Origin of the sequence: Clostridium estertheticum (assembly GCF_026650985.1) — a bacterium.
Classification (GTDB): Bacteria; Bacillota; Clostridia; order Clostridiales; family Clostridiaceae; genus Clostridium_AD; species Clostridium_AD estertheticum_C.
This window is the reverse complement of sequence record NZ_CP086239.1, coordinates 338,596-355,168: the sequence shown is the minus strand read 5'-3', so window position 1 is coordinate 355,168 and position 16,573 is coordinate 338,596. Positions and strand designations below refer to the sequence as shown.

Sequence of the window (16,573 nt, the reverse complement as noted above, 5' to 3'; positions counted from 1 at the left end):
TTTCAATATTATTATAATTATATTTAGAGTGCTTGTCATTATTAATAAATAAAGTTATCATCCTAACATTTTAAATAGTAATAGTGTTAATAATGTACCAAAAATACCACCAAACACAACTTCTAAGATAGAATGAATTTCTGAATCAACCCTACTTTGTGCAACAATTACAGCTATAAAATAGGATAATACCATAATTAAGGGTTCACTAGTTAATAATGTTATAGCTGTTGCAACTGAAAATGCTATTGTACTATGTCCACTCGGCATCCCACCCCTAAGTGGAGTTCCCTCTCCATAAATGGCCTTAACTACAACAGTCGCAATACACACTATGACTAGTATAAAAAAGATCATGTGAGGGTCAGATTTTTTTATTTTGAGCATCACGCTCTTATTAAATGGAGTGACTCTATCCCAAAATATTATATATCCTACTAAAACTGAATTTATAGCAGTTACAAGTACTGCGCCAGCCGCCACATTTTTAGCAATTTTAGCTAGTGGATGATAGAAATTCGTTGTGGCATCTATTGCACATTCTACTGCGGTATTTATCATTTCAGCCACTATCACTAGTGTTATGGTTATAGTAATAATTAAAAGTTCTATTTTTGAAAGATCATAAAAAAACGTGGCAGTAAGTACTAATATAGTAGTTAACATATGTATCTTCATATTTCTTTGTGTACGAATTGAATATATAATTCCTTCAATAGCGTAATTAAAACTATCAACTAATTTCTTTACTTTCATACTTGACCACCTTTAATAATATTCTCTGAAGTAAGGTACCTTAACATAACCCTTCTGCATTTTATCTAGATAAACTAAAATTGTTTAATATTTCTTCTTCTCTCTTTCTCATAATATTTTTCTGATCTTCTTCCATATGGTCATATCCAAGCAAATGCAAAACTGAGTGAACTGTAAGATAAGCACATTCACGAATGAAGGAATGTCCAAATTCCCCACTTTGCTGCTTTGCTCTCTCAAGGGACAACGCAACATCTCCAATCACTAACTTTTCATCATATAAATCGCTTTGGTCAAATTTATAATTTATATACACTTCTTTAAAAACCTTGTTTTCTGGATAATTTAACATCGGAAAAGATAACACATCCGTAATTTTATCTATTCCCCGATACTTTTTATTTATTTCCCTAATTTCTTCATTATCTATAAATATAACACTAACTTCATTATCTATAGAAAGTTTCTCCTCGCATAGTGTATACTCAATAACATGCTTTATAACGGTTTCGAGTTCCTTTGTAACTTCAATCTTATTTTGCCTATTATCCATTAAAATCATACTTGTTTTTACTCCTTTACTTGCTTTCTATTCTCGCCAGACTTATCATTTTCCCATTTATCTAGTGGATATTCTATTCTCTCATGATATATCCCTGAAAGCACTTTTAAAAATGATTTTCTTATCTTTTCTAAATCTTTTAAAGTTAAATCACAATTATCTAATTGTCCATCATTAAGCCTAGCTTTTATTAAATTATTAACCATTTCCTCTATTTTACCTTTAGTGGAATTTGGAATTGATCTTACAGCTGCTTCAACTGCATCTGCAAGCATTATAATTGCTGCTTCCTTACTCTCGGGACTAGGCCCATTGTATCTAAAATCTTCTTCCTTAATTTCATCTGGATTTTCACTAGAATTTTTCATAGTTACATAAAAATACTTAACTAAAGTTGTACCATGATGTTGCACTATCACATCTTGAATAACCTTAGGTAATTTATATTCTTTTGCAAGCTCAAGTCCATCTTTTACATGTGAAATAATTATAAGTGTGCTTAAATTTGGAGTTATTTTATCATGTGGATTATCATTTCCCAATTGATTTTCCTTAAAGAAATAAGGTCTCTTTATCTTACCAATATCATGATAATATGCGCAAGCCCTTGCTAGAACAGGATTTGCTCCAACCACTTCCGCTGCAACCTCTGATAAATTAGCTACTAGTACTGAATGATGATAACTACCTGGTGCCTCTAACAGTAACCTCTTCAATAGAGGGTGATTCGGATTAGATAGTTCCAAAAGCTTTACTGTAGTTACTATATCAAAAAAGCTTTCGAAAAACGGTAAAAATCCTATAGTAAGTGTTCCAGCTACTAAACTTGCTATATAAACCAATCCTGCTTTTTTAAATACCTCCATTATGCTATTACTAAGCAAAAATCCCATAGAAAGATATACAACCAAATTCACCATTGCAATATATAAAGATGAATATAATATATCGTTTCTTTGCTGCATTTTCTTAAGTAACATAACCCCTACAATAGAGTTTAGTACAGCGAGTATTGTGATTTCAAAGTTAAAATTAACTGCAACACTAATTAGAATACAGTTAAAAACATTTAAGACTATGGATACTTCCTCATTGCTCAAAATGGCCATAAGCATAGGTACGCAAGCTAGTGGAATTACAAATATAGAAATTATCCCAAGAACCCTTGCGAGCAAGATTGCAATTATACTTAGAATATTAAGCATAATTAATTTTTTTGTATCATAATAAATTTCTGGATGGTACTTGTATAAATAGAACCATTGGAGCAAGATTACAAAACAAACAAGTGCAGCTAAACTTAAGTATAATGACCAATCAAAATTATTAGTACTATTTAGGAGGCCTAATGATTCGAGCAGTGACATTTGCTCAGGTGTTATTGGTTCCCCCTCTTTTATTATAATTTGATCTTTCTTAATAATAACTGGTTTAACATTCTTTTCAGCTTCTTTAATGGCAACATTCGTACTTGCCTTATCATATATTGTATTAGGTCGAACTTCTACATTTGCAATAGCTATTCCTATTTCTCTTATGTTTTTTGGAAAATTCGAGTTTATAAAAGTTGTTGCAATCATTCCCTTTGCCATGATAATTTCTTCAGGCTTGTTTTCATTAATTGTAGTTATATCATTAATTGTTGTTATTGTTTTTTCAATGAATTTTTCTAATTCATTAGCTTGTTTAAGTTCCAAATTTATTAAAAACTGATAGTTTTCATAAGTAAAATTAGAAATCGGATTGCTTTTTTTTAGTAAAGTTATTTTTTCCTTTTCTAAGGTTGCTTTACTAGCTAAGTCTTCATTATTTCCTGAGCCCGCTTTATTAATATCAGTAGCATTTAACTTACTTACTGTAGAAAATAACTTATCTATACTTTCTATAGCCTTCTCATTAACGGGGACTTTTATTGTTTTTTTCCCTACCTTTTCTATCGCCTTATCTATATCATCTTTTGTTAATTCTTCATTTTCAACTTCTCTTGGCGCTTTTATATCTACCTTGGCAATATCTCCAACGGTTAAAGTGTATTTTTTAGGAACTAAAGCTGTTACTAAAATTGAATACATTATAATCGTCGTAACTATAAAAATTATATATGGCTTTGTTTTCCTTAGCTTTATAAGCTCCCTAATATTTCTCATGCCCCATCTCCACCTTTTTTCTCAAGTAAATTTAAAAATATACTAATCTTTATTTTTCTTTATTGTGATATTTTTTGAGATTCACTATTTTTTCCGGGTACTATACTTGCTTCCATTGCAATATTTTCTTCAGCAAGGACCAATACTCTTATCGAATATTTATCATTTTCTTTTTTTACACTTTCTATTTTGTTTACAATCTTTACGCTTTTATCTAACTTCCTCAAAATGTTAGAATATATTTCATCTTGTGTTTTAGTAACATTCGCAGGTATATTTTCCACCTTAACTTCATAATATATTTCTTTGTGCACAAACTTATTGTTATCTTCTATTTTATCATAAGTCTTATATGGATTTAAGCTATTTTTAAGATAAACTTTTTTATTTCCTAATTTAATGTAAAGATTACTAATAATGTTCCCTGTTTTCACTCTTGTCACTTTGGTTATTGGTACTTCGTTAATCTGCTCATAAAAAGTTCTTGCTATAACTTCGCCTTTCGCGTGTACAGGATAAACACTCCCTTCCTTTCCTTGCTCACCATTAACTAATATATCACCCTTTTGCACCGAATCCCCATCTTTCACAATGGCTGTACCATCCGTCGTGTATACCCTAGATACTATACCATCTTTACTCGCTATTAAATTGCAAGGAGTTTTATTGCTAACTATGATAGGCGGAGACTGCCTTTCTACTACATCAACTTTTAGCTTAATGCCGTCAATTCTTGCTTTTACCCACATTATTTCATCATTACTTCTTAAAATTTTGCTTTCAATATCATAAACATCTATGTTTTTCTTCCTCATTCCAGGTATTACTCCGAATCCTTTAATTTGATTTCTGAGTTCATATGGACTTATGTAATTTTCTGTATTAATTTCTATATTCCATACAAACGTAGATAAATAATATATTATACTACCAAATAAAATTATTCCCACTAAAAGAGCTACTCTACTCCTTAATTTTATTAGAAAAAACGACATTCCACTTCTTCCTACAATTTTAACCCTAGTACCAGTTCGTTTTGCCACTTTACTAATTTCACCATAATCACTTAGTTTCACTTCTAAAATAACAGTTGTTATGTTAATCTTTCGTATATTTTTTACTACAACACCATTTTTCCATAATAGATTTATAAATTTTTCTGGAATTAATGATTGAATTTCCATTGTGACGACACCTTTTTTATATTTTTTAAAATTATTCATGGCTTTCATACACAACTGATTTAAAATTACCACTTAAAGTTATTGTGTTTCCTCCTATAAATAATATTTTAAAATTTTTACCATATATCGAAATCGGCCCCACATTAGAGTTTATTTTTATTTGTTCTTCTTCAAATATTACTATTCCTTTATGGTTTTCTATATTTATTTCATTATTTGCCAAAATAGTAATTTTGGGTAAATCTAATAAGATATCCCTTGGCAATTCTAACTTACTCGCAATAATTTCTCTTGTTTTATAAAATTTATTATCCATACACTCACCCCACAAAATACTTCATATTAAATTTATGAAAAAAGTGTCTAATAAATAACCGTTTATAATTTAAATAAAAAAAAAGACTCAGCAAATGCTGAATCTCTTATTTATTTAAATATTATTTTGCAAGCAAGTTCACCTTTAACTATAGGTTATGAGGTAAACATAACTTTTCTTTTTTCTTTACACACTATTGTATCCCAATCCCACCACTGCTTTTTTGAATAGCTCTAATTTTCTGTTTTGTTACTGCTGAGGAAGGTATTATAACAAGATTCTTTTACATTATAAAACAAATCTTGTCTCTCTCAATTTTAAAAATCTATTTAAACTTTCTTTTTCTTGCAGCTTCTGATTTCAATTTCTTTTTAACGCTTGGTTTTTCATAGTGTTCTCTTTTTCTTACTTCTCCGAGCACTCCACTTCTTGCACACTTTTTCTTAAACCTTCTTAAAGCATTCTCAATTGTCTCGTCTGTTCCAACTTTAATTTCTGACATCATTATCCCTCCCTCCGCTAGCTCAATTCAATTTAAAAGCAGCTAATGCGGGGCCTAAATAGTACATTTTTTATTATACAACACTGCTTTACATAATGTCAACATTTTCATTGCTGTTTTGTTATATAAATAACACTTTTTTTATAAAATATTATCAAAATTTAAATATAAAATAATTATAAATTAACCAGGTGGCCACTCAAGTAATCTTCCACCGAGCAAATGAAAATGTATATGTTGAACGGTTTGACCCCCTTGCTCCCCACAATTAGAAACAATCCTATATCCAGACTTTGCAATCCCTAAAGTCTGTACAACCTTAGTTGCAACCATAAATATATGACCTATTATTTCTGATTGATCTTTTGTTAAACAATTTAAATTATCAATATGCTGCTTTGGAATAATTATAACATGTATGGGTGCCTGAGGACTTATGTCTTTAATAACTATAACTTTGTCATCTTCATATAACATTTCTGATGGAATTTGTTTTTTTATGATTTTACAAAAAAGACAATCTTCCTTTTCCACATAATCACCTCCAATTCATCTTATACTATACTATTCAACATAAAACTTGATTTTCCTTCTAAATAAATTTATTTCAATATTTATTTTACACTTCCACCAAGGTCGCCAAATTCATACATTATTAAACTTAAGCAAGTAAATCCTGCTGTTTCAGTTCTGAGTATTCGCGGTCCTAAAGTGATTATTTTTGATCCTATCTCTTTAAGTTTTGATATTTCACATTCCTCAAATCCACCCTCAGGCCCTATGATAATTGCAACTTTATTAATAGTCTCTTTCTCTATGTCTTTGACTAGTTTTTTTATTCCATAGCCCTCTTCATTCTCATAGGGAACCACCACTAAATCCATAGCTTTTAACTCTACAAGTAAATTATCAAACTCTATAGGATCATTGATTACAGGTATTAAACTTCTTTTGCTTTGCTTAGAAGCTTCAAGGGCTATCCTATTCCATCGAATTATTTTTTTATCAATTTCTCTATCTTTTTTAAATTCCATTATCTCAGTTTTAACTTCTACCCTTTGCGTAATTATAGGGGTTATTTCTTTAACTCCAAGTTCAGTATTCTTTTGAACTATTAAATCCATTTTTGTAGATTTAGGCATACCTTGAAATAAATATACTTCAATAGGGCTTTCATTATTTATAGGATTTTCTTTAAGAATATTTATATTTACAACTTTCTTGTCTATATAAGTTATTTTACCTATGTATTCCTTGCCGCAAGAGTTGTTTATACTTACCTTCTCGCCAACCTGAAGCCTTAATACCTTATATATATGTTTTACATCTTCGCCTTCTATAATAGCTTTATTATCATCTATACTGCTTTTGGGCACAAAAAATTTATGCATTATTTATTCTCCCCTCGCTTAGACATTTGCTATAATTTTGCAACTATGCAAACCCATTCTCCCTCTATATTTATCTCCTCAATTGTAAATCCACACTTTGTTAACTTATTTATTACTTCATCTTTTTTACATAAAATTATTCCTGAAGATATAAAATATCCGCCCTTAGTTATAACTTCCTTAACTTGATCTGTTAAAAACATAATTATATCAGCCATTATATTTGCTATAACTATATTAGCCTTCCCTTTAACAACCTCAAGTAAGTCTCCGTACAATATCTCAATGTTATTTATATCATTATACGAAACATTTTGCTTTGCAGAATCTACTGCAACTGGGTCAAGATCAACTCCTACAGTTTTCTTAGCACCAAGCATGGCCGCTGTGATAGCTAATATTCCAGACCCTGTACCTATATCAAAAACAATTGAATCAGCGTCCACATGCCTCTCTAGTGCCTTTATACACATCCTAGTAGTCTCGTGAGAACCAGTACCGAAAGCCATACCTGGATCTAACTGCACAATTATTTCACCTGGATTTTTATTGTAATCTTCCCATATAGGTTTTATAACTATCTTTTCTCCTACCTTTAATGGTTTATAATACTTCTTCCAGTTATTTTCCCAATCTTCCTCATTTACCTTTTCCGCAGTTACAGACCCTGCTCCCTTGTCTAGTCCAAAGCTAGGTAAATTATTTACCCCTGTTTTAATTTTCTCTAAATGTTCATCAAAGTGTTGATCTTTTTTATAATATCCCTTAATTACAACCCCACTCTTTGTATCAATAATGCTCTCATCAAAATAGTCCCAATCCGTAGTATGATCTCGCCTATAAATCAAATCTAAAGGATCTAAAATAGATACACCTTCAACTCCAGTATTATATAACATTGCCGACACTGCCTCAACCGCTTCAGTGCTTGTTATTATAGTTACCTCAATCCAATCTTTATTCATTTTTATTCTCCTTATTTAAAATAAAAAACCCCGTTTTACAAAACGAAGTTTTTTATTATTATTTACCTAATATTTTATCTACAAAAGACTTTTTATTTTCTTCAAAATTTTCTACACTCTCACCGCTAGCTTGCATAAATAGTTTAAGTGCTTCCTTTTGTTTATCGTTCAAAGATTTTGGAATATCAACAATAACTTTTACATATTGATCTCCTCTTCCATGTCCGTTTACTCTAGGTATCCCCTTACCCTTAAGCCTAAACACAGTACCAGATTGTGTTCCACCAGGAACCTTGTATTTAACATCCCCATCTACTGTTGGCACTTTAATTTCAGTACCCATGGATGCATAACCAAAGCTTATATGTGATTCTATATGAATATCAATTCCCTTCCTCTTAAAAGTTTTATGAGGAGCTACTCTGATATTTATATATAAATCTCCTGCTGGTCCGCCCTTTTCACCCTGTTCTCCTTGGCCTCTTAATGGCATAACATTTCCGGTGTCAACTCCACCCGGAATATTAACTTTAATTTTTCTGTTTTTTCTCTGTTTTCCAGAGCCATGACAAGTTTTACATGGTTCAGAAATTATCTTACCACTGCCTCCACACTTATCACAAGTGCTCATGCTAGCAAAGCTTCCAAATGCAGTATTTCTTTGAACTTTTATCTGCCCATTTCCACCACATTTATCACAAGTTTTAGGTGTTGTACCAGCTTTAGCACCACTACCGCTACAATCTCCACATTTTTCATTTCTTGTAATTGATACATCTTTTTCTACACCAAATACAGCCTCTTCAAAAGTTAGATTTATGTTATATTCTAAATCCGCACCTTTTTTAGGACCATTCTGATTTCTTGACGAGAATCCGCCTCCAAATATATCTCCAAATATATCTCCAAATCCACCAAAGCCTGAGAAATCAGAGCTACCACCATATCCTGCTCCATTATCATCAGCTGTACCATATTGATCATATCTAGCCCTTTTTTCTGTATTAGACAGAACTTGGTATGCTTCATTCATTTCTTTGAATTTATCTTCAGCTTCTTTATTATCTGGATTTCTATCTGGATGGTACTTTAACGCACCTTTTTTAAAAGCTTTCTTAATATCTTCTTCACTGGCATCTTTACCTACGCCAAGTGTTTCATAATAATCTTTATTTGCCATTCTACTCTTCACCACCTAAAATATATATACTTATATATTATAACTAATCCTTAAAATAATACAACTCTTATTATTATATAGTTCTTATATAACAATTGATAATACTGTTTTACTTAAGGCAAATTAAATTAGGGAAGGGTAGTTACCCATCCCTAATTTAATTGTTTTGTTAATTATTTATATTATTTCTTATCTTCTTCTTTTTTATCTTCTTCTACTTTATAATCAGCATCTACTACATTGTCGTCATGCTCAGCATTTCCAGCATTATCTCCGCCTTGACCAGCTTCTCCAGCTTTTGCTGTTTCAGCTTCAGCTTGATATATTTTTGTAGTTACTGCATAAAATGCTTCAGTTAATTCTTCTGTAGATTTCTTTGTAGCTTCAGTATCGTCTCCATCTTTAATCTTTTTAAGAGCTTCTAATTTAGCTTCAATATCTTTCTTATCTTCCTCTGATACTTTTTCTCCAAGGTCAGTTAAGCTTTTTTCAGTTTGGTATACTAACTGTTCTGCATTATTTTTAATTTCTATTTCTTCTTTTCTCTTTTTATCTTCTCCTGCAAATTTTTCTGCTTCTTTTACTGCTTTATCAATTTCATCATCACTTAAATTAGTTGATGCTGTAATTGTTATTTTAGCTTCTTTTCCTGTTCCTTTATCTTTAGCTGATACATTAACAATACCATTAGCATCTATATCAAAAGTAACCTCTATTTGTGGAATGCCTCTTGGTGCTGCTGCAATTCCGGATAAAGTAACTCTTCCTAAAGATTTATTACCTGCAGCCATTTGACGTTCACCTTGAACAATATTAATTTCAACTGATGTTTGACCATCTGCAGCTGTTGAGAATGTTTGACTCTTCTTAGCTGGAATTGTAGTATTTCTCTCTATTAGAGGAGTAGCTATTCCACCTAATGTTTCAATTCCAAGAGTTAATGGAGTTACATCAAGAAGTAATACATCTTTAACTTCTCCACTTAATACTCCCGCTTGGATTGCTGCACCAAGTGCAACACATTCATCTGGATTTACTCCCTTTGAAGGGTCTTTACCAGTAAATTCTTTAACTGCATCTTGAACTGCTGGTGTTCTTGTTGAACCACCTACAAGTACAATTTTATCTATTTCATTAAGAGATAAACCTGCATCTGCAATTGCTTTTTTCATTGGTTCTATTGTAGATTGAACTAAATCATGAGTTAATTCATTAAATTTAGCTCTTGTCAAATTCATATCTATATGCTTAGGGCCTGTTGCATCAGCTGTAATAAATGGTAGATTAATATTTGTTTGTGTTGAAGATGATAATTCTATTTTTGCTTTTTCAGCAGCTTCTTTAAGTCTTTGAAGTGCCATTTTATCATTTCTTAAATCTATTCCATTATCTGCTTTAAAAGTATCTGCAATATGATTCATAACTTTTTCGTCAAAGTCATCTCCACCAAGTTTAGTGTTTCCGTTAGTTGATTTAACTTCGAATAATCCATCACCAAGTTCTAATATAGATACATCAAATGTACCGCCACCTAAATCATATACTAATATCTTTTGGTTAACGTCCATTTTGTCTAGTCCATAAGCTAATGCTGCAGCTGTTGGCTCATTTATTATTCTCTTAACTTCAAGTCCAGCTATTTTTCCTGCATCTTTTGTTGCTTGTCTTTGGCTATCATTGAAGTATGCAGGTACAGTTATAACTGCTTCTGTAACTGCTTCTCCTAGATAAGCCTCAGCATCAGCTTTTATTTTTTGTAAAATATACGCTGAAATTTCTTGTGGTGTATGTGCTTTTCCATCAATATCTACTTTATGATCAGTACCCATTTGTCTTTTAATTGACATTATTGTTTTATCTGGGTTTGTAATTGCTTGTCTTTTAGCTACTTGACCTACTAGTCTTTCTCCATTAGCTTGAAATGATACTACAGATGGTGTAGTTCTTGCACCTTCTGAATTAGAAATTACTACGGGTTCTCCACCCTCCATAACTGCTACACATGAATTTGTTGTACCTAAATCTATTCCTATAATTTTTCCCATTATTATTTCCTCCCTATATTCCTTTTATATCATTTCAATTATAATTGTTATGATATTTATATTTTATATTTATCAAAGGTTTTTACATTTATTAAAGTTTAATTTGCAACCTTAACCATGCTATGTCTTAATACCTTATCTTCTTTTTTATATCCCTTTTGTAATACTTCGACTATTTGATTTGCTCCATATTGTTCATCTTCTACATGCATTACTGCATTGTGGAAGTTAGGATCAAATTCGCCTGTTGAGGATAGTTCTTCAATGCCTAGTTTTTTAAATGCAGCATTAAATAATTTAACTGTATTTTCTACACCAGTTCTTAGTTCATCCCCACCACCTTCAACTGAAAGAGCTCTTTCTAAGTTATCAAGTACTGGTAGAACTTCTTTTAAAACATCTGCACAAGCATCTGTGTATATGTTTTGTTTCTCCTTTATTGTCCTTTTTCTAAAGTTTTCATACTCTGCAGTTGTTCTTAAAAGTTTATCCTTAAAAGAATCCATATCATCTTGTAAATTTTTGTTTTCTGCTTCTAGTTTCTTTTTACTTTTTCTCATATCTTTCTCTTTATCACTTTCTAAAAGTTCTTCAACTTCTTCATCTTCCTCTACTATTTCAGCATCTTCTAATACTTCAGCTTCTTCTAGTGTTTTATCTAAAGTATCTTCAGTCTCTTCTTTACTTTCCTTAACTTCGTTAATGTCACCTGCTAAACTAGAATCTTCATTTGAAAACTTTGTGTTTTCTTCGTCTAATATTTCCTTATTATTCGTATTCACTCAATCATTCCTCCAAATCTTGCTCAAAATAAATCTTTAAAATTTTATCTATGATCATCATAAATTTGAGCTATATTATCATTTAATTCTTTAACTACTCCCGTTAATACTGATATAACTTTTCCATAGGGAATTCTTGTTGGTCCTATAACTCCAATAGATCCAAGTGGTACTCCAGAAGCGCTATAAACTGCTGTTATAATACTACACTCCCTTGCACACTCAACAAAATTTTCCCCACCAATTTTAATTGTAATATTAGAAGTATTGTCATTAGTACCTAGTAAGCTATTTATACTCTCTTTATTGTCTACCAATACTAAGAACTCTCGAGCTTTAGTTATATTATTATATTCTGGGTAATTAAATATATTAGCAGCGCCTTGAATATAAACTTCCGAAGACTCAACCCCAGATAAACTATCATATAATGCTGGAATAATCCCTGCAAATATTTCTTCATAAGAAGCTAAATCGCTTTTTAGATTATTGATAACTTCTAAGTTTATCTGTTCTATTGTAAGTTTTCCTAATCTAAAGTTAAGTATATTAGTAAGTTTTTCTATAGTTGCAATGCCAATTGGCTTACTAACTTTTATAACATTGTTTTTGATAATACCACTATCCGTAATAATTACAAACAAAATGCTTATAAAATCTAAATTCATTAGCTGAATATATTTTATACAGCTTTTTTGAACAGAAGGTGCCTTCACTATAGATGTAAGATTTGTAAGAAGAGAAAGCATTTGTGTTGCTTGCTTAACAATTTTATCAACCTCATATAATGCAGCATTAATAAGATGATTTTTAATCATATATTCTTCCTCAGAAGATAACTTTGTAAGTTCCATAAGTCTATCAACATATAACCTATAACCTTTATCTGATGGTTTTCTACCAGATGAGGTATGTATATGTTCAATATATCCCATTTCTTCGAGATCTGACATTTCATTTCTTATTGTAGCTGAACTAATACCTAAATCATACTTTTTAGCTATGGTTCTGGACCCTACAGGCTCACCATTGTTTATATAATCTGTTATTATAGCCTGAAGTATTTTAATTTTTCTTTCATCCATTTCCATAATATCACCTCTTTTATTAGCACTCGCTTCCGTTGAGTGCTAACGGGTATACATTTAAGTTATCATTTATTATGGTTTTTGTCAATAATCTTGTTTTTTCAATATAGCTATTTTACATAGTTTATTTCGAATTATATTTAAAATACTCTACTTATCTTCGATTTACTACTCAACACGTTAAAAATCAAAATTTCTTATTCAGATTACTATAATTTATAATAAAAAATCTGCCATAATTACGTTTGATACTTCAATACCCTCATATGTTAAAAAAATATAATCTGGACTTTCTATCATAAACCCAGTACTTGTGTATTTATTAATTACCTTTGCATAAATATCATCCATATTTTTATCAAACCTTTTCTTGAATTCACTTTTATTTATGCCTTCTGTTTTTCTAAGTCCCATGAACATAAACTCTTCCATATTATCTTTAAATGAATTTTTTATTTTTTCAACTATCGCACTGTTGTCATTGTTCATTTTTTCAATATATTTTTCTATATTTTCTTCATTTCTATACCTAAAACCTTCACTATACGAATGAGAAGCAGCTCCACACCCAATATATTCATCCAATTCCCAATATACTAGATTATGTCTACATTTCTTATTCCTTTTCGAAAAGTTTGAGATCTCATATTGTATATATCCTTTTTCCCTTAAAACTTCTATTGTTTTGGCATACATAGTTCTTTCTATTTCCTCATCCGGGAGATTTAATTTACCTTTTTCAAATCTTTTATAAAATTCTGTTCCCTCTTCTACAATTAAACTATAGCAAGATAAATGCTCTGGATTAAGCTTAGTTACATTATCTAATGTCTCTGTCCATTGATTGATAGTTTGAGATGGAAGTCCAAACATCAAATCTACATTTATGTTATCAAATCCTAATTCTCTAGCCATTTCAAAGCTTTGTTTAAAATCTTCTATAGTATGAATTCTTCCGAGTTCTTTTAAAAGTGAATCCTGCCAGGCTTGAAGTCCGATACTAAGTCTATTCACTCCCATTTCTTTTAGGAAGTTCAATATTTCTTTTGTAAATGTTCCTGGATTCCCCTCCACTGTAAACTCTAAATCATCACATATATCTAATGTATCAATACTTTTTTTTATTATTTTCCAGCCCGCTAAAGATAAATAGGTGGGAGTTCCCCCACCTATAAAAATAGTTTTTATTTTTTTATTCCTTATACTATATATTTCTTTTGCGAGTGCTGCAGCATAATCAACCATACAATCCTCTTTGCCAGCTAGTGATGGAAAATCACAATATAAACACTTCTGCTTGCAAAAGGGAATATGAATATATAAAGCAACCTTCTTCATGTTTTATCCTCACTTTAATTGTCTTTTTCAAAGCAGTTAGTCATCTTCTTCGAAGCTACTAGTCATCTTTTTCAAATCTGTTAATCTACTTTAAGTATAGCCATGAATGCTTCTTGTGGAACTTCTACACTTCCAACTTGTCGCATTCTCTTTTTACCTTCTTTTTGTTTTGATAATAATTTTTTCTTTCTTGAAATATCTCCACCATAACATTTAGCTAAAACATCTTTTCTTAGAGCTTTTACAGTTTCTCTTGCAATTACCTTCGAATTTATAGATGCTTGTATCGGTATTTCAAACATTTGTCTTGGTATATGTTCTTTTAATTTTTCAGCCATAATTCTACCTCTATGTCCAGCTGATTCTTCTGGAACAATCATGGACAAAGCATCAACTTTTTCTCCCTTAAGTAAAATATCTAGCTTTACAAGATTTGCAGTCACATATCCCTTTACTTCATAGTCAAAGGATGCATAACCTTTTGTTCTTGATTTTAGAGCATCAAAAAAGTCATATACTATTTCATTAAGCGGTAAATCATAATTTACCACAACTCTAGTGGTTTCTATATATTGCATATCAATATATACGCCCCTCTTTTGTTGGCATAACTCCATAACTGACCCAAGATACTCTGATGGTGTTATTATAGACGCTTTAACTATTGGTTCTTCCATATACCTAATTTCTGTAGGTTCTGGAAGATTAGTAGGATTTGTTATCTCTATTAATTCTCCACTAGTTTTCATTACTTTATATATAACTGATGGTGCTGTCGTAATGATATCTAAATTAAATTCTCGCTCGATTCTTTCTTGTATTATTTCCATATGAAGAAGACCTAAGAATCCACATCTAAATCCAAAACCTAAGGCAATAGATGTCTCTGGTTCAAACCCTAATGCTGCATCATTTAACTGAAGTCTTTCTAGCGCCTCTTTTAATTCTCCATACCTTGCACCATCTATAGGATAAATACCACTAAATACCATTGGAATCGCTGGTTTATATCCCTTAAGCGCCTTTAATGCCGGTCTATCAGCTTCTGTTACAGTATCACCAACACGTGCATCCCTAACATTTTTTATAGAAGCAGTTATATATCCAACATCACCAGCACTTAACATTGATACTGGGAGATAATTTGGAACAAACACTCCAACCTCTACTACCTCGTATACTTTATTAGTATTCATTAGTTTAATTTTTGTTCCTGGTTTAACTATGCCGTCTTTAATTCTTACATAACATACTACTCCTTTATAACTATCATAAAAAGAGTCAAAAATTAAAGCCTTAAGTGGTGCTTCTTCATCCCCACTAGGTGGTGAAATTTTCTTTACTACAGCTTCTAAAACATCTTCTATATTAAGTCCAGTTTTTGCCGAAATTCGTGGAGCATCAAGGGCTTCAATACCTATTACATCCTCAATTTCCTTAATTACTTCGTCCGGCCTTGCACTAGGAAGATCTATTTTATTGATAACTGGCGCAATATCAAGGTCATTATCTAATGCAAGATAACAGTTTGCTAAAGTTTGAGCTTGAATTCCTTGTGACGCATCAACTACAAGTACAGCGCCCTCGCAAGCAGCTAAACTTCTTGAAACCTCATAATTAAAATCTACATGACCCGGAGTATCTATAAGATTGAATATATATTCTTCTCCATTCTCCCTTTTATAAACAAGCCTTGCCGGTTGAGACTTTATAGTAATTCCTCTTTCTCTTTCTAAATCCATATTATCAAGTACTTGCTCTTCCATTTCTCTTTTAGTTAAAGTACCTGTCTTTTCTAGTAATCTATCTGCAAGAGTAGACTTGCCGTGATCAATATGTGCAACTATTGAAAAATTCCTTATGTACTTTTGTCTATTACTCTGCATTAATTTTTACCCCCGTTGTACTATATGTTAATATTTTTTTGATTTTATACATCTACTTAAATTATATCATAATTATATCTGTTTTTGTCAATGCATTGTTATTTTACGTGATACTTTATTTAATTTTGTATGTTAACCTTATATTATTTCATAAAAATTTCATTATAAGTATCAATACATTTTTCTTTAATATTATAAAAGAATTTACCATTTGTATAAAAAACATATCCCTTCGTCTCTATTCTAAAATCTAAAGGGTTTAATTTAAAATTCATTGTAAATTTTGACTTTTCTTTTACAAGTTCAGGTTTGTTAATATTAACTTCAACAAATCCATAAATAAGTATAGAAAAACAAATAACTAGTAGAAATATATATTTAATAATACCTTTCTTAAACATAAAAAGTGCCCCCTACCTATTCTCTTAAAC

General features: G+C 30.9%; 16 protein-coding genes. All 16 read right to left on the bottom strand.

Annotated elements, in window-relative coordinates; all coding sequences use genetic code 11:
• Window positions 1-57: 57 nt before the first annotated feature.
• The gene (locus LL038_RS01645; protein WP_071613596.1) at window positions 58-756 is read right to left on the bottom strand and encodes a diacylglycerol kinase; all 699 of its coding nucleotides are present in this window, start codon (window positions 754-756) and stop codon (window positions 58-60) included.
• A 61-nt stretch (window positions 757-817) separates the two neighbouring features.
• Complete coding sequence (ybeY, locus tag LL038_RS01640) at window positions 818-1,318, bottom strand: rRNA maturation RNase YbeY (RefSeq protein ID WP_216119733.1); 501 nt, start codon at window positions 1,316-1,318, stop codon at window positions 818-820.
• A gap of 8 nt (window positions 1,319-1,326) precedes the next feature.
• On the bottom strand, window positions 1,327-3,465 hold the full coding sequence (locus LL038_RS01635; RefSeq protein ID WP_216119732.1) for an HD family phosphohydrolase: 2,139 nt from the start codon (window positions 3,463-3,465) through the stop codon (window positions 1,327-1,329).
• 59 nt (window positions 3,466-3,524) lie between these two features.
• A complete protein-coding gene (gene yqfD, locus LL038_RS01630) occupies window positions 3,525-4,697 on the bottom strand; it encodes a sporulation protein YqfD (protein ID WP_216119731.1) in 1,173 nt (390 codons plus the stop codon).
• Window positions 4,681-4,965 (bottom strand): sporulation protein YqfC, encoded by a 285-nt coding sequence (gene yqfC, locus LL038_RS01625; protein ID WP_216107362.1) that lies wholly within the window; start codon window positions 4,963-4,965, stop codon window positions 4,681-4,683. The genes yqfD and yqfC overlap by 17 nt, the downstream gene beginning before the upstream one ends.
• Window positions 4,966-5,290: 325 nt before the next feature.
• A complete protein-coding gene (rpsU, locus tag LL038_RS01620; protein ID WP_071613601.1) occupies window positions 5,291-5,467 on the bottom strand; it encodes a 30S ribosomal protein S21 in 177 nt (58 codons plus the stop codon).
• A gap of 183 nt (window positions 5,468-5,650) precedes the next feature.
• Entirely contained in the window at window positions 5,651-5,944 is a 294-nt protein-coding gene (locus tag LL038_RS01615) for a histidine triad nucleotide-binding protein (protein WP_216119780.1), read from the bottom strand.
• Between the two features lie 137 nt (window positions 5,945-6,081).
• The gene (locus LL038_RS01610; RefSeq protein ID WP_216119730.1) at window positions 6,082-6,858 is read right to left on the bottom strand and encodes a 16S rRNA (uracil(1498)-N(3))-methyltransferase; all 777 of its coding nucleotides are present in this window, start codon (window positions 6,856-6,858) and stop codon (window positions 6,082-6,084) included.
• A 29-nt stretch (window positions 6,859-6,887) separates the two neighbouring features.
• A complete protein-coding gene (gene prmA, locus LL038_RS01605; protein WP_216119729.1) occupies window positions 6,888-7,823 on the bottom strand; it encodes a 50S ribosomal protein L11 methyltransferase in 936 nt (311 codons plus the stop codon).
• A gap of 58 nt (window positions 7,824-7,881) precedes the next feature.
• Entirely contained in the window at window positions 7,882-9,003 is a 1,122-nt protein-coding gene (gene dnaJ / locus LL038_RS01600) for a molecular chaperone DnaJ (protein ID WP_216119728.1), read from the bottom strand.
• Window positions 9,004-9,185: 182 nt separating this feature from the next.
• Window positions 9,186-11,048, bottom strand: coding sequence for a molecular chaperone DnaK (dnaK, locus tag LL038_RS01595; protein ID WP_216119727.1), 1,863 nt, complete (start codon window positions 11,046-11,048; stop codon window positions 9,186-9,188).
• 98 nt (window positions 11,049-11,146) lie between these two features.
• Window positions 11,147-11,830 (bottom strand): nucleotide exchange factor GrpE, encoded by a 684-nt coding sequence (gene grpE, locus LL038_RS01590; protein WP_268055971.1) that lies wholly within the window; start codon window positions 11,828-11,830, stop codon window positions 11,147-11,149.
• A gap of 44 nt (window positions 11,831-11,874) precedes the next feature.
• The gene (gene hrcA, locus LL038_RS01585) at window positions 11,875-12,921 is read right to left on the bottom strand and encodes a heat-inducible transcriptional repressor HrcA (RefSeq protein WP_216119726.1); all 1,047 of its coding nucleotides are present in this window, start codon (window positions 12,919-12,921) and stop codon (window positions 11,875-11,877) included.
• Window positions 12,922-13,134: 213 nt separating this feature from the next.
• Window positions 13,135-14,256 (bottom strand): radical SAM family heme chaperone HemW, encoded by a 1,122-nt coding sequence (gene hemW, locus LL038_RS01580; protein WP_216119725.1) that lies wholly within the window; start codon window positions 14,254-14,256, stop codon window positions 13,135-13,137.
• Between the two features lie 80 nt (window positions 14,257-14,336).
• Window positions 14,337-16,142 (bottom strand): translation elongation factor 4, encoded by a 1,806-nt coding sequence (gene lepA / locus LL038_RS01575; protein ID WP_216119724.1) that lies wholly within the window; start codon window positions 16,140-16,142, stop codon window positions 14,337-14,339.
• Window positions 16,143-16,285: 143 nt separating this feature from the next.
• Window positions 16,286-16,543, bottom strand: a complete 258-nt coding sequence (locus LL038_RS01570; protein WP_216119723.1) for a hypothetical protein — start codon at window positions 16,541-16,543, stop codon at window positions 16,286-16,288.
• Between the last annotated feature and the right edge of the window lie 30 nt (window positions 16,544-16,573).

Bases quoted from the DNA above. Each gene is read 5' to 3' on its own strand.
- ybeY (WP_216119733.1), bottom strand. From the start codon at position 1,318: ATGATTTTAATGGATAATAGGCAAAATAAGATTGAAGTTACAAAGGAA.
- hrcA (WP_216119726.1), bottom strand. From the start codon at position 12,921: ATGGAAATGGATGAAAGAAAAATTAAAATACTTCAGGCTATAATAACA.
- hemW (WP_216119725.1), bottom strand. From the start codon at position 14,256: ATGAAGAAGGTTGCTTTATATATTCATATTCCCTTTTGCAAGCAGAAG.
- LL038_RS01570 (WP_216119723.1), bottom strand. From the start codon at position 16,543: ATGTTTAAGAAAGGTATTATTAAATATATATTTCTACTAGTTATTTGT.
- lepA (WP_216119724.1), bottom strand. From the start codon at position 16,142: ATGCAGAGTAATAGACAAAAGTACATAAGGAATTTTTCAATAGTTGCA.
- yqfD (WP_216119731.1), bottom strand. From the start codon at position 4,697: ATGAAAGCCATGAATAATTTTAAAAAATATAAAAAAGGTGTCGTCACA.
- dnaJ (WP_216119728.1), bottom strand. From the start codon at position 9,003: ATGGCAAATAAAGATTATTATGAAACACTTGGCGTAGGTAAAGATGCC.
- LL038_RS01635 (WP_216119732.1), bottom strand. From the start codon at position 3,465: ATGAGAAATATTAGGGAGCTTATAAAGCTAAGGAAAACAAAGCCATAT.
- prmA (WP_216119729.1), bottom strand. From the start codon at position 7,823: ATGAATAAAGATTGGATTGAGGTAACTATAATAACAAGCACTGAAGCG.
- LL038_RS01645 (WP_071613596.1), bottom strand. From the start codon at position 756: ATGAAAGTAAAGAAATTAGTTGATAGTTTTAATTACGCTATTGAAGGA.
- LL038_RS01610 (WP_216119730.1), bottom strand. From the start codon at position 6,858: ATGCATAAATTTTTTGTGCCCAAAAGCAGTATAGATGATAATAAAGCT.
- dnaK (WP_216119727.1), bottom strand. From the start codon at position 11,048: ATGGGAAAAATTATAGGAATAGATTTAGGTACAACAAATTCATGTGTA.
- rpsU (WP_071613601.1), bottom strand. From the start codon at position 5,467: ATGTCAGAAATTAAAGTTGGAACAGACGAGACAATTGAGAATGCTTTA.
- yqfC (WP_216107362.1), bottom strand. From the start codon at position 4,965: ATGGATAATAAATTTTATAAAACAAGAGAAATTATTGCGAGTAAGTTA.
- LL038_RS01615 (WP_216119780.1), bottom strand. From the start codon at position 5,944: ATGTTATATGAAGATGACAAAGTTATAGTTATTAAAGACATAAGTCCT.